At 72.8% G+C, this 13,917-nt stretch carries 9 protein-coding genes and 1 pseudogene; 3 read left to right on the top strand and 7 right to left on the bottom strand.

All coding sequences use genetic code 11. From position 1 onward, the window contains the following. The 3 genes from B1L11_RS42255 to B1L11_RS42245 all read right to left on the bottom strand — a co-directional run. The coding region (locus B1L11_RS42255) for a glycosyltransferase family 1 protein (RefSeq protein WP_079320794.1) at positions 1 to 1,030 on the bottom strand (1,030 nt) is incomplete at its 3' end. A gap of 231 nt (positions 1,031 to 1,261) precedes the next feature. Then, a complete protein-coding gene (locus B1L11_RS53390; protein ID WP_372974780.1) occupies positions 1,262 to 1,723 on the bottom strand; it encodes a lysylphosphatidylglycerol synthase domain-containing protein in 462 nt (153 codons plus the stop codon). 460 nt (positions 1,724 to 2,183) lie between these two features. Next, on the bottom strand, positions 2,184 to 3,038 hold the full coding sequence (locus B1L11_RS42245) for a class I SAM-dependent methyltransferase (protein ID WP_204049859.1): 855 nt from the start codon (positions 3,036 to 3,038) through the stop codon (positions 2,184 to 2,186). A 143-nt stretch (positions 3,039 to 3,181) separates the two neighbouring features. Between B1L11_RS42245 and B1L11_RS42240 the strand changes: the two genes are divergently transcribed. Further along, positions 3,182 to 4,135: a lysylphosphatidylglycerol synthase transmembrane domain-containing protein gene (locus tag B1L11_RS42240; protein WP_306291780.1), complete on the top strand. Its 954-nt coding sequence runs from the start codon at positions 3,182 to 3,184 to the stop codon at positions 4,133 to 4,135. On the opposite strand, the gene B1L11_RS42235 is transcribed toward B1L11_RS42240, so the two are convergent. From B1L11_RS42235 to B1L11_RS55620, 4 genes are all read right to left on the bottom strand, one after another. Next, complete coding sequence (locus B1L11_RS42235) at positions 4,099 to 5,181, bottom strand: glycosyltransferase family 4 protein (RefSeq protein WP_079320788.1); 1,083 nt, start codon at positions 5,179 to 5,181, stop codon at positions 4,099 to 4,101. The genes B1L11_RS42240 and B1L11_RS42235 overlap by 37 nt on opposite strands. After that, a complete protein-coding gene (locus tag B1L11_RS42230) occupies positions 5,178 to 6,113 on the bottom strand; it encodes a glycosyltransferase family 2 protein (protein WP_079320787.1) in 936 nt (311 codons plus the stop codon). The genes B1L11_RS42235 and B1L11_RS42230 overlap by 4 nt, the downstream gene beginning before the upstream one ends. Before the next feature lie 124 nt (positions 6,114 to 6,237). Continuing rightward, on the bottom strand, positions 6,238 to 8,292 hold the full coding sequence (locus B1L11_RS42225) for a hypothetical protein (protein ID WP_256863378.1): 2,055 nt from the start codon (positions 8,290 to 8,292) through the stop codon (positions 6,238 to 6,240). Between the two features lie 1,668 nt (positions 8,293 to 9,960). After that, entirely contained in the window at positions 9,961 to 10,188 is a 228-nt protein-coding gene (locus B1L11_RS55620) for a pentapeptide repeat-containing protein (protein WP_079320790.1), read from the bottom strand. Between the two features lie 764 nt (positions 10,189 to 10,952). Between B1L11_RS55620 and B1L11_RS42215 the strand changes: the two genes are divergently transcribed. Together B1L11_RS42215 and B1L11_RS42210 are read left to right on the top strand one after the other, a co-directional pair. Further along, positions 10,953 to 12,605: an LCP family protein gene (locus B1L11_RS42215; RefSeq protein WP_256863376.1), complete on the top strand. Its 1,653-nt coding sequence runs from the start codon at positions 10,953 to 10,955 to the stop codon at positions 12,603 to 12,605. Positions 12,606 to 12,914: 309 nt separating this feature from the next. Then, positions 12,915 to 13,917, top strand: a pseudogene (locus tag B1L11_RS42210) (hypothetical protein); the annotation flags it as partial.

The following is a 13,917-nucleotide window of genomic DNA, read 5'->3' as shown; positions in this document are numbered from 1 at the left end:
AGTCACGCCGTTCCGGCGACTCCAGCAGGGCGCGCAGTGCCCGCGCGATGCTGTCGGCGTCGGGCTCGGTGTAGGCCACGGCGTCGCCACCCACCTCGGGCAGCGAGGCACGGTGGGTGGTCAGCACGGGCGCACCGCAGGCCATCGCCTCCAGCACCGGCAGCCCGAACCCCTCGCATCGCGACGGGGAGGCGACCACGAGCGCCCCTCCGAGGAAGCCCGGCAGGTCGGCGAAGGGCAGGAAGCCGGGACGCACGACCTTCACCCGGGGCGGCAGCGCGGCGACGGCGGCGTCGACCTCCTCGTCCCAGGCCGGGCCGCCCGCCAGCACCAGCGCGGGCGGCGAGGACAGGTGGGCGACCGCCCGGCCGAACCCCGTCACCAGGTTCGGCACGTTCTTGCGCGGCTCAAGCGCGCCCAGATAGGCGACGTACGGCCGTCCGTGCAGGCCGATGCGCCCGGCCACCCGGCGCACGTCCTCGGGCGCCGGCGGGTGGAACAACGTGGGGTCCACTCCGTGATAGGCGACGTCGATCCGGGTGGGGTCGGCGTCCAGCACCCGGACCAGCTCGTCCATGGTGGCCTTCGAGGGCACGATCACCCGGTTGGCGTGGCGTACGGCGGTGCGGGTGGCCGACCGGAAGAACGAGGCCCTGGCGGGATCGTGCTGGTCGGGGTCGGTGAACGAGGTGACGTCGTGGACGGTGGCCACCGTGGGCAGGCCCGAGCCCAGCGGGATCGAGTAGTAGGGGGCGTGGATCACCTGGGCGCCGGCGTGCCGGGCCAGGACCGGCAGCCCGGTCTGCTCCCAGGCCAGCCGCTTGTTCCGGTTGGTTATCGCGGGCGGTCCGGAGAGGATCCGCGCCGAGGGGGCCAGGGCGGCATACCGCTCGGCGTCCGCACGCTGGCAGACCACCGCGATGTCCGCGCCCGCCTCGTGCAGGGCCGCGACCAGTCCATCGACATACCTGATCAAGGCGCCGCGATCGGCGGGGACAGCGGCGGCGTCGACGAGCACCCGGGGTGTCAAGTGAATCGCTCCCCTCACTGGGCCCGCACCGGCCGGGAGGATCACTCCCCGCCCAGGGCGGTCCCGCTGGTTCCGGCGGTGTTCCGGCAGGGGCCAGGGGCCCCGCGCCACGAACTGACGCCTTCCCCCGCATCCCTCCCTGTCACTCTATTTCCGGCGTCCCCCGAAACGTGAGTGATATCACATGAGGATCATCTCTCGGGGTGGACGACCCGCGCCGATTCCACGGATTCAGGCCCGGGCTACGGGTTCCTCCCGCGTACGGACCGCGCGCCGCGAGGCCAGACCGGCGGCGCCGGCGCACACCAGGTCGCCGACGGACACGATGAGCCGGGAGCACAGCGCGGCGGCGATGGCGGCGGGCCGGTCGAGCACCGGGGCGAGCGCGGCCACCATCGCGACCTCCCGCACACCGGCGCCCGCCGGGGCGATCACGAACACGAACCCCAGGCACCAGGCGAGCGCGAAGGCGCCGAAGCTCAGGATCACGGCCGAGGGCCCGCCCGCCCCCAGGCCGTGCACGATCAGCGCCAGGTGCACGCCGTACGCCGCCCAGCCCGCCAGGGCCCAGCCGCACGCGACGAGCACGCCGCGCCGGGTGAGCGGCCGTTCGAGCGGCGGGCGGCGCAGTGTGCGCAGCCCGAACGCGATGACGCCGTTGACCACCTTCGGATGCAGGGCGGCGGCGACCACGGGCACGAGCAGCAGCAGCCAGGCGTATCTCGCGACCGACTGCCGGCGAGCACCGGGAGCGTGACGACGGCCACCAGCAGGCCGGTCCCGAGGTAGATCGGGTAGGTCAGGAAGAAGGCGGCGGCGCTGCGCGGCCGGGGGATGCCGTGGTCGCGGCCCATCTCCATCTGCGCGAGCATCGGCCACACCGACCCGGGGATGTACTTGCCGAGCTGGCCCACGAAGAAGATCTTGGACGCGTCGGTGAACGCCAGCGGGGAACCCAGGTCGGTCAGCAGCGCCCGCCACATGAGCATCCCCGACAGCAGCGCGCCGAGCACCGCCACCAGCGAGCCGGCGAGCTCCGCCCACGACAGCCGGGCGAACCCGTCCGCCACGGCGGTCCACTGGCTCGCCACCGCCCAGACGCCGAACCCCAGCGCCACGAGCAGGAACAGCGCGCGTACGGCCTTGCGGCGGTTCATCGGGACGTGCGGACCGGCTCGGGGGCCTGCGGGAGCGGCGCGCCGAGGGGGCGGCGAGGTGTCTTGGTCGCGACCCACAGGTAGGTGGGGACGACCGGCAGCAGCGCCCGCAGGGCCGGGCGCGGGGTCCGCTCCAGCGTGGCCTTGGCGGCGCGGCCGACGGCGCCGGGGAACAGCTCGCCCCCGGCGAACCGCTCGGGCGCGGCCAGCACCGGGAACGTGTAGTCCCACACGTGGAAGTCCGCCAGCATCCGCCGCAGCCCCGGCCGGGTGCGGAAGCGCTCGTAGTAGTGGTCGGCCCGGCCGAACGCCCGCACGTACCGGTCGGCCGCGGCGGGCGGCAGGTAGGACAGGAAGGGCAGCTTGTAGTGCGGCTCCATGACCCCGAGCCGGTTGCCCAGGCCCAGGTAGAGCACGCCGTCGTCGGACAGCACCCGGTGCATGTCGGCGATCACGGCGTCGGGGTCCACCACGTGCTCGTAGATGTGGTTGAAGACCAGCACGTCGATCGAGCCGTCCGGGAACGGCAGGCGGGAACCGTCTGCGCAGACGAATCCGACCCGCTCGCCGAACCGGTCGGACGCCTTGCGCAGGCCCGGGACGTCGATGTCGAGCCCGAGCGTGCGGCGCGCGCCCGCGGCGGCGAGCTCGTCGGCGATGAACCCGGCCGAGCACCCGACGTCGCCGACCGTCAGCCCCGACAGCGCCTCGCCGGGCTTGGCCGCGTCCCTGCCCAGGAAGTGCGCGAGCACGGCGATGATCTTCGCGGCCTTGCGCCGGCGCTTGTCCTCGTCGAGCATCGCGGCCTGGAACTCGGAGTATTCGAGCTGGGCCGCGCGTTCCGCGCTCACCCTCGTCCTCCGCTCACCCTCGTCTTCACGCTGCCCAACAGTACCCGTGCCCGTGCCGCCCCCGTCTCCCGATCAGCCGACCCTGTGGATAACCCGCGCGGCGGACCTACCGATCAGTAGCTTCAGGCTTTACTCTGGGGCGCGTGCCGCGCCTGCTGAACCGCCTGCGCTCCAGCCCGCTGCTCCGGGTGCTGCTGGCCCTGGTCGCGCTCGCCTTCCTGGCGTACGGGCTGGCCCGGAACTGGACGGAGACCTCGGCCGCACTGTCGCGGCTGTCGTGGTGGTCGCTCGGGGTCTCGTTCCTGGCCGTGCTCGCCGGGCTCTGGTTCATGCTGGTCGCCTGGCGCGACATCCTCGCCGGGCTCGGCTCGCCCCTGCCGCTGCGCGTGGCGGCACGGGTGCTGTTCGTCGGCCAGCTCGGCAAGTACATCCCCGGCTCGGTCTGGGCGTTCGCGGCGATGATCGAGCTGGCCCGCGACCACGGCGCGCCACCACGACGGACGTTCAGCGCCACCGCCCTCGGCCTGGTGACCTCCCTCGGCTGCGCGCTCGCCCTCGCCGCGGCCACGCTGTCGCAGCAGATCGCCAGGCAGGCGTGGTGGCTGCTCGCGCTCGTCCCGCTCATCCTCGTCGGCCTCCACCCGCGGGTGATGACCTGGGGGCTCAACCTCGCCCTGCGCGTCGCCCGCAGGGAGCCGCTCGACCGGGTCCTCAGCGGCACGGAGATGGCCAAGGCCGTCGCCTGGACGATGGCCGGCTGGCTGGTGTACGGCGTGCACCTGTGGGTGCTCATCGGCGGCATGCGGCCCGCGGGCCCGTCCCTGTACGCCGTCGCGGCCGGAGCGTACGCGCTGGCCTGGGCCACGGGCATCCTCACGGTCGTGGTCCCCGCCGGGATCGGCGTGCGGGAGGGCGCCATGGTCGTGGCGCTGGCGCCGGTGCTCGACACGCCGCGGGCGCTGGCGATCGCCGTGGTGTCCCGCGTGATGTTCACCGTCGCCGACGCGGCCTGGGCCGGGCTCGGCTTCCTGCTCGCCCGCGGCCACACCGCCCCGGCCGCTCAGCTCCCCGACGCGGCGAGCAACGTGTCGAGGTAGACGGCCCAGTGCGGCTCGGGATCGACGGGCGCGACGCCCGCCCGCAGTCGTTCGGGCGTCCCCGGCTCGTAGAACCGCTTGATCGCCTCCGCCAGCGCGCCGGCCGAGCCCGGCTCGACCAGGAGGCCGTCCACGTCGTCGCGTACGTTGTCGGGCAGCGCACCGACCCGGGTGGCGATCACCGGAACGCCGTGCTCGTGACCGAGCCACACGTTCTGGCTGGCGGTCGCCGACCGGTAGGGCAGCACCAGCGCGTCGGCCTCGGCGAACAACCTGGGCACGTCCTCGGCCGCCACGTATCCCGGCCTGATCTCGACCCGGCCGGCCAGGCCGAGCCGGGCGATCAGGGCGCGGGTCTCCTCCAGGCCGCCCCAGAACTCGCCGGCCACCGTGAGCCGCACGTCGGGCACCTGCGCGAGCGCCTCGAGCAGCAGGTCGAGCCCCTTGTAGGGCCGGACGATGCCGAAGAACAGCAGGCTGCCCCGGGGTCCCCGGCCCGCCGTCTCTCCGGCGCCGCGCGCGGGCAGGTGCGGCGCGAGGGCGGCCACCCGCACCGGCGCGCCGGTGAGCGCGCGGGCGAGGTCCGCCTGCTGCTCCGAGTGGGCGAGCACGCCGTCCACCCGGCGCAGCAGCGCCTTCATCAGCGGCCTGTCGTACGGCTTGGTCTCGTGCGGCAGCACGTTGTGACACAGCGCCACGACCCGGGCCCGGCGGCGCAGGCCGTACAGGATGCCCAGGTACGCGGGCACCTGCACCGGGCTGAGCACGGCGAGCACGACGAGGTCGGCCCCGCGCAGCCGCCGTCCGCAGGCCATCCAGCCGTCCGGCCGCCGCCAGTCGAGGTCGCGGCGGGTGCCCGGGTAGGGCTCGCCCTCGGGGCTGTCGATCGTCTGCTGCCCCGGATACAGGAACGAGGGGTACTGCGCCCGCCACGACTCGATGACCACGTCGTGGCCCCGCGCCCGCAGCCGGTGGGCCAGCTCGGTCGTATGCTGCGCCCCGCCGCCCTTGTACGGATACGTCGGGCCGACGATCGCGATCCTCACACATCACCCCGAGATCGCACGATCAGGTCGGCCAGCAGGGCCACCGCCCCGATCAGCATGCCGGACAGGAAGGTCACGACGGTGTTGCTGGTGAGATAGAAGCCGAGGTGGCTGATCATGTCGTACACGCCCTTGACCAGGCCGATGCCGACCAGCCAGAGCGCGGGCGGCATGAGCACCTTGAGCGGGTTGAAGTACATGACCATCCGCAGCACCTGCAGGATGTAGCGGTAGGCGTCGGAGACGAAGTTGAACTTCGACTTCCCGGCCCGCTTCGAATACTCGATGGGCAGGTAGTAGACGTCGTGCTGGTTCGACATGAACGCCAGCGTGATCGTCGTGACGCAGGAGAAGCCGGGGGGCAGCAGCCGCAGGTACGGCTTGGCCACCGACTTGCGGAAGGCCCGCAGGCCCGAGTTGAGGTCGGGGATCTTCTGCCCCGCCAGCCGCTCGGCCACCTTGCGGATGAACCACTTCGCCGGCACCCGCAGGAACTTGTGCGAGCCCTCCTCGGTGGTGCGCGCGCCCACGACCTGGTCGATCGTCGAGTCCTTCTCCAGGATCTGGACCAGCTCGGGGATGCGCTCGTTCGGGTAGCTCATGTCGGCGTCGGTCCACACGACGATCTCGCCGCGGGCCTCCTGGCTGCCGATCCTGCGTACGGTGCCCGAGCCGCCGTTGCGGTGGAACGCCCTGATCCGCATGTTCGGGAAGCGCGGCGCGGCCTCCTGGAGCCGCGCGAGCGTCTCGTCGGTGGAGCAGTCGTCCACGGCCAGCAGCTCGTAGGTGTACCCGCTGGCGTCCATGGCCGCGCAGATGCGCTCGACCTCGTCGATGACGTGGTCCTGCTCGTTGTAACAGGGCAGGACTATCGTGACGTACGGGGTTTCTGCGGGAGTCACGGCGCTTCCAGAGGTCTCGGGCGTGGTCACGTCGGGCTAGGGTACTCTGCCCGACCAAATCGCGGTCTCACTTCGGATCTCCTCGCCCCGCCGCTACAGGGGCGAACGTGCCGGACCACCTTCACGACGCCCGGCATCCCGGCGAACACCCCATCTATCGGGTGGGAACGGTCATCCAGACGTCGATGTTGAGCGACCAGGTGCCGTTGGGCGGGTCCACCAGCGAGCGTTCGTCCTGCCGGGTGTGCAGGCTCATCACCCGGATCGCCGGGCCGTACGCCATGAGCTGCTCGGGCTCGGCGGCGAGCAGCACGGGCACGCGGCCGGTGCGCCGGACGGCCTCCACCAGGCGCAGCACGTCGGGCGGGCGCGGGACGTCGGGGCCCCGGACATAGACCACCCGGGCCGTCGGCAGCCCGCACTGCCCGCGCACGACCTGCGTCAGCCGGTCGCCCGTGACCCGCTCGGCGATGAGCACGGAGGCGTTCGCCGGGATCGCGCGGCACAGGCCCGCCACCGCGGCGGCCTCCCCTCGGTTGACCGGCGTGAACGCGGTGCCGATCGAGGTGATCGCGGGCGGGACCGCCAGCAGCAGCGCCCCCGCCGCGACGGCGGCCCGCGAGCGCCCCGGACGGGCGGCGAACCAGCGCGTACGCGCGAGCCGCCGGGAGAGCCATCGCAGTCCCCAGACGGCGAGCAGCACCAGGCCGGGGATGACGATCGGCACCAGTCTGCGGGAGGCGAAGGGGTGGTCGGGGGTGATCGCGGGGCGCCAGAGCGTCGTCACGGTCGTCCACCCGATCACGGCCAGCGGCAGCAGCCAGCCGAACTCCGCGCCCCTGGTGAGGCGGCGCGCGAGCACGGCCGCCGCCACGGTCGCCAGCACGACGGCCGGAATCCCGATGTACCAGAAGACCCAGTCGAGGGAGTGCTCGTAGTACAGCCGGGACATGTCCTTCCCGAGGCCGTTGGCGACCTGCGTCTTCTCGATGAAGTCGGCCGTGAGCCTGTCCTCGGGCGTGACCGCGTCGCGACGCACGGTCTGCACCCAGGGCCGTACGGCGAAGCCCGCCATGACCAGCACGACCAGCGCCGCGGCGGCGTTCGGCAGCCACGCGGCTCCCGTGCGGAGCCGGCGCGCGCGGGCGGCGATCCAGGGCGCGAGAGCCGTGCCGGCGACCGTGAGCGCCACGACGACGGCGCAGATCGCGAGCAGGGGGATGAGCGAGCCCGACAGATACTCCAGGTAGGGCCGGGCGAGGACGTAGCCGCCGGTGAACCCCCACAGGCCGCCCACGACCAGGCCGATCAGCAGGGGCAGGCCCAGCCGTCCCTCCGGGAAGGGCCTCGCGCGGGGTATCCGCCGGAGCGCGATGAGCACCCCGGCGAAGGCGAGCACGGGCAGCACGTCGCGCAGGCCGTCGATGCGCACCAGCAGCGCCAGCCCGAACGACAGCCCCGCGAGCGCGGCGGACGGGAAGCCCGCGCCGGGCAGTGCCGCTCTGAGCCGGGCCCGGGCGTCGAGCAGCAGGTTCATCGCGCCGAACAGCAGGATCAGCGAGGGGATCTCGCTGAACGTCGTCCGCGACGTGTAGAGGATCGGCAGGCTGACCGCGAACACGAGGGCGGCAAGGGGGGCCCAGCGCGTGCCCGCGAGCCGCGCGGCGGTCCCGGCGACGGTGAGCACCGCGAGCGCGCCCAGCACGGGCGGCACGAGCAGCAGGCCCGGGACGCCGCCCAGCCAGTGGCCGATCGCGTAGGTCATCGGCGGCCCGGCCATGAACTGCGGGACGATCCCGCCGCCGGTCACGTAGACGCCCATGCTGTCGAAGCGGAGCGCGGGATCGGGACCGCCGAAGTCCCCCAGCGGGATCGGGAGCGACCCGTGCCGGGCGAGCCAGATGGCGTACTGCGCATAGGTCGACGGGTCACGCCGGATGATCAGCTGCTCGCTGTGCAGGAGCCCGTTGAACACTCCCGACCCGAGTGCCACGGCGAGTGTGGCCGCCGTCGCCCATCGGTGCGGCGCGGCGGTCCCGGGCAGGCGGCGCAGGCCGTACGCGCACAGCAGGAGGGCGGCGGCGCCGCCGAGCAGCGCCATGGGCAGCGGCCGGAACCATCCGAGCAGCAACAGCGGCAACCCGGCGAGCAGCCACCCGCTCAGCGCGAGCGCGGGCACGACGGAGACGGCCGCGAGCGTCCTGCCCACCGCCTCCTGCTCCGATGGCAGCCGTGTGCGACCACGAGAATGGCCGGATCTGTGCACTGGAATGCACCCGAGACTAGCGGCCCACCCCGGCGCCCCGCCTTCACCAGGCGCCCGCCCGCTCCGCGCGTCGCGGTTTCCACAGGCGCGTCCGGCCCCCGCACGGGGGTCGTACGGAGCCGGTAGCGTACGCCGGGAGGCAGGCAGGGGGGCGCATGAGGGTGTCGGACAGCCGGGGCTCGGCGCCCTGGCCGGAGCGGGGCGAGCACCCGCACGAGCGCCCCCCAGCCCGCCCGGCCCCGGCGAGCGGCCGTCTTCCGGGCCGCGCACGCCACCCGCGGAGGAACGGCTCGCGGAGGGAGCGCTCGCGGAGGGACGGCTCGCGCGCCTGCGAATCGTGGGCGAAGGACTGGCGGGCGGGCGGCTTGGGAACTGGATGCGTGGGCGTCTTGCGCCTCGCGATCCGCTGCACCCGGTGGCCTGGGCGCGTACGGATCTCCGGGGTTGGGCGCGCCGGCATCGATGGTTCCTCGTGGTTTTCGGGGTGGGGGCGCTCCTGCGGCTGGTGACCGCGCTCGGCTACCGGCCCGCGCTGTGGTTCCCCGACTCCTATACGTACGTCGTGACGGCCATGCGGCCGAGGCCGGACCTCGTCCGCCCGGCGGGCTATTCGATGTTCCTGAGGCTCCTGGAGGCGTTCCACAGCTTCGCCCTGGTCGTGACCGTGCAGCACGTGCTGGGGCTGCTCGTCGGCGTGATGCTCTACGTGACCGTCCTGCGGCGCGGCGGTCCTTCGTGGGCGGCCGTCCTGGCCTGCGTCCCGGTGCTGCTCGACGCGTACCAGATCGAGCTGGAGCACCTGCTCGTCTCCGACTCGCTGTTCACGTTCCTGGTCGTGGGGGCGGTGTGCCTGGCAATGCGCCGCCCGCTGACGCCGCGCTCGGCCGCCGCGCTCGGCCTCGTGCTCGCCGCAGCCACGCTCACCAGGACCGTCGGGCTGCCGCTGATCGCCGTCTTCGCGCTCCTCCTGCTCGCGTACGGCGTGCGCCGTGCGAACGGGACGAGCGGGACGAGCGGGGCGAGCGGGGCGGCCCGCCCCGGCAGAGCGGTGGCCAGGCTGACCGTGCCCTTCCTGGTGGCCGCGCTCCTGCCGGTCGCGGGCTACGCGGGCTGGTTCTACACGACCTACCAGCGCGTCGGGCTGGTCGGCTCGAACGGCGTCTTCCTCTACGCCCGCACGATGGCGTTCGCCGACTGTTCGGTGATGAAGCCGCCGACCGACCTCGCCGTGCTGTGCGACTCCCGGCCTCCCGCTTCCCGGCCGGCGTCCCAGGAGTACATCTGGAACGCCGAATCCCCACTGGTCCGGCTGCCCGGCATCACGTTCACCAAGGAAACCGACACCCTGGCCGGGAGGTTCGCCTCGCTCGCGATCCGCAGCCAGCCGCTCGACTACCTCGGCAGCACGCTGACCGAGCTCGGCAGGTCGTTCACGCTCGGGCGGCCCGTCTACCCCGACGCCGAGACGTACGGGTACTACGAGTTTCCGGACACCGTGCCACCGCCGCCCGGGCGGCACCCCGCCGTGAAGGGCAAGGAGTTCGCGCAACGGTACGAGCGCGGGTCCCTCACGCTGCGCATCTCCGAGCCGTTCGCGGGGCTGATGCGGGCCTACCAGGACGTCGCGCGGCTGCCGGGGACGGTGCTGCTGCTGATCCTCCTGGTGCCCCCGGCCGCCTGGGCCGTACGAGCCCGGTCGGCGCGGGCGCGACGGCCGCCCGCGAATAACGCTCCGTCGAACAGCACGTCATCGAACCGCACCCCTTCGAACCGTGCCCCTTCGAACCGTGCCTCCTCGAACCGGGGCCGATCGAATCGGGCCCCCTCGAATTGGGGCATCGCCTGGGCGACGGCCTGGGCGCTGCTGCTCGTCCCGCCCGCCACGGCCCAGTTCGACTACCGCTACGTCCTGCCCGCGGTGCCGCTCGCCTGCCTGGCCGCCGCCCTGTCCGTCCGCGGAGTACGCGGACCCCGCCGACGGACATGACCCACACGACCTGGCCAAACGGCGTTCAAAACATCAAATCCAGGTAAAGGCAAACTCAATCCCATACCCAAAATGTCGGTGTTTAGTATGCTCTGCCCCTGGATCAGGGGGACGTGGCACGGCGTGATCGCGGCCCGGATCCTCCCAATCGCGGCGCCCGCAGACGCTCCAGTGACCTACCCTCGGAGCGCGACGTGTGATCGCCAGGCAAGGAGGACAAGTGTGCGAGCGAACCAGTAATCTTTCCGGCCTCTCGCCCACTCGTCCGGCCACCACACTCTGCCGTCGGGCCGCCACACTGTGCCGTACGGCCGCCGCTCGCCGGGCAGGCGTGCGATGAGCGAGCGCAGGCGCGTCGGGGCGCGTTCCAGCCCTCCGCCGGCTCCGTCCGACCAGAGAGTCTGGGGTCCCTCCCAGGACGGCTCGTACGACGGCGCCTTCGAACCTCCCCGGGGCCGCAGAGGGGCTCCCGCCCCCGCCGGGTACGCGGACATGCCGGTGGCCACCGCCCCCGCCGGCTACGGGGAGATGCCGGGGAGACGAGGCGGACAGCGACCGCCCAGGGACGACTACCCGCCCGAGGCGTACGACGAGGGACGCCGCCGAGGCGGGCGGCGTGCCGAGCCGAGCGGTCCGCCCGAGCCCCCCTATCGAGGAGGAGGAGCCACCCCGGCGGCGCGGCCGCAGGCGCGGCGGCGACGAGGAGAGCGGCTACGGCCCGGCTCCCACGGCACCCACCGTCGCGAGCCGCGCGTCCGGGGGCGGCGGCGGCCTCCCTCCGGACGGCAAACCGCCCCGCCGACGAGGCGGGGGCGGCGGCAGGTCCGGCATGGGGATCGGCGGCTGGATCAGCGTCGTGCTCACGTGCGTGCTGGTCATCGGCACGCTGACGGCCTACAAGGTCTACCGGAGCACGATCGGCCTGTTCAACAGAGGCGCGTCCACCGACGACCTCGACAAGAACCGCCCCGTCAACGAGACCGGCGCGATCAACGTGCTGCTCGTGGGCTCCGACACCCGCGCGGGAGACAACAAGAAGTACGGCCAGCACCTGGTCAACGATGGTGAGCGCACCGACACGATCATGCTGCTGCACGTCTCACCCAACCGCGACGGGGCGACGCTGCTCAGCTTCCCCCGCGACTCCATGGTGATGATCCCCGCCTGTTACAACAGGAACAGGACGCTCATCCCGGCGCACCTCGGGATGATCAACTCCGCGTTCTCCGACGGCGGGATGATCTGCACGCGCCGGACCATCGAGAGCCTCACCGGGATCCGCGTCCACCACTACGTGAAGGTGGACTTCACCGGCTTCAAGAACATCGTGAACGCGCTCGGCGGCATCGAGATCTGCCTGCCGCAGGCCGTCAACGACAAGAAGGCGAAGCTCGTGCTGCCGGCCGGCAAGCAGATCGTGAAGGGCGAGGCGGCGCTCGGCTACGTGCGGCTGCGCTACGGCCTCGGCGACGGCAGCGACATCTCCCGCATCAAGCGCCAGCAGGTCTTCATCTCCCAGGTCGTCAAGAAGGCGACCAGCAGCGCCCTGCTCACGGACGTCGGCAAGCTGCAGAACTTCATCGCCGCCGCGGCGAAGTCCGTCACGATGGACGACGCCCTCAACACCGAGGAGCTCATCAAGATCGCGCAGAGCGCGCAGAAGCTCTCGGCGAAGGGCTTCAAGGCCACCACCGTGCCGTGGGAGCCGTACGTCGCCGACAAGAACCGCGTCCAGTGGAAGCAGCCGGCCGCGGGCAACCTCTTCAAGGCCATCGCGAACGACACCGAGGTGACCCCCACCGCCAGCGCGACCCCGAGCGCGGCCGCTTCGCCGTCCGGGCCGGTGGTCACCAAGCCGCAGCAGGTCAAGGTGCAGGTGTTCAACGGCACCAACACGTCCGGGCGGGCCAAGGAGGTCGCCGAGGAGCTCGCCGCGCTCGGCTTCAACGTCGTCGGCGTCGGCGACGCTCTGCGGCCGGACGGCACCGACCAGCCCAAGACGACGGTCCGCTACACCGGACAGGGCTGGAACTACTCGAAGATCCTGGTCGGCAAGCTGGTCAACCCCGTCAGCCCGGAGACCGGCAAGGTGGCGGGCGGCCCGGTCAGGCCGTTCACCCCGTCGTCGCCCCCGCCGGACGCGCCCAAGGGCAAGGTGCGCGGGCCGATCATCCAGCTCGTCATCGGCGCCGACTGGAAGGGCGTCCGCTCCCCCATCAACCTGGGCGACAACGTCGTCACCTCCGACACCAACCCCTGCGCGAGCTGACGCGCGTCGCGCTCTGTCCACAACCCGGCCGGGGCTCCCCAACCGTTTACCAGGACAAAGGGCCCCGGCCCGTTCCGTTTCCGGCGGCCTGACAACAGAACCGACAGATGTCACAGGAGTTACGTTCGGCCTCAGAGGCGACATCGGTCTTCAAGAACGTTAGGGTGAACACCTGGCGAACGCGCCCTGTTCGCCCGTTCGGGCTGATGCGCCGGGGCGCCTTCGCTAGTGTCCGAAAGGACGCGGCGACGCTACGCCAGGCGTGGCCGTTCCCCCCGAGCCTCCAACAGATAGCTGAGCGTTTCTCCCGTGAGTGACACCCGCCATCAACCCTCGGTTCCCGGACCCCCGCAAGGCGCCGACCCCGATGCCGAAGAGGCTCCCACCGGAGTGATAGGCCGCATCACCGGAGACTGGCCCGCTCCGGGCGGCGGCCTGCCGCGGCGGGAGCCGAAGACCGCGGGCGGTCCTGAAGCGGAGCAGGGCGCGAGCCGGCCCGGCTCCCAGGCACCCGAGCGGCACGAGCACGGGCGTCACGAGGGCGGCTTCCCGGCACCCGGTGACGAGAAGAGCGCCGCCGCATCGGCACATGGGCGCCACGAGAGCGGCGAGAGGGCCCCGGGAAGCACGGCAGGCGCGGGTGGCACGGCAGGCCCGGCCGCCGAAGCGGGCAACGCCGAGGGCCCCGGCGCCGCACAGAACAGCGCCGCGTCCAACAACGCCGCGCAGAACAGTGCCACGCAGAACAGCGCCGCGCCGACCGGTTCCACGCCCGCAGGCCCCCCGCCGTACGAGAAGCAGCCGCTGCCCGTGCGCAAGCCGCGGAGCGCCGAGGGCCCCGGCGCCGCACAGGCCGCACAGGCCGCACAGAGCAGCGCCGCGTCCACCGCTTCCGCGCCGCACGGCAATGCGTACGAGAAGCAGCCCCTGCCCGTACGGAAACCGCGCAAGCCGGGCGCCTCCCGCCTGGGCATGCCGCCCGCGTCCGCCCCGCATCCGGAGGGCTTCGACTACTTCTCCGCGGGCCGGGCCGCGGATCGTCCGGGCACAGACCGTAAGGGCGTGGATCGTCCGGGCGCCTCGCGCGTGAGCGCCGCCGACGGTCCCGCGTGGCCGCAGACGTTCCCCGAGAACGGTCCCCGGAACCTCTCGGACGCCTTCCCCGGCGCCGCCCGGCGGTCGTCCGCCCCCGGCCCGCAGGACGGCTCCGACGTCCCCACGCCCCCCTTCGGCGACTCCCCGGCCTTCCCCACCCCGGCCTTCGGCGCCGGGCCCGAGCCGCTGGGGACGGGACTCGCCGGCTTCCCCGAAC

The organism is Microbispora sp. GKU 823 (assembly GCF_002027145.1).
GTDB classification, from domain to species: Bacteria; Actinomycetota; Actinomycetes; order Streptosporangiales; family Streptosporangiaceae; genus Microbispora; species Microbispora siamensis.
The sequence above is the reverse complement of the archived record's forward strand: the minus strand, read 5'-3'. Positions and strand labels throughout refer to the sequence as shown.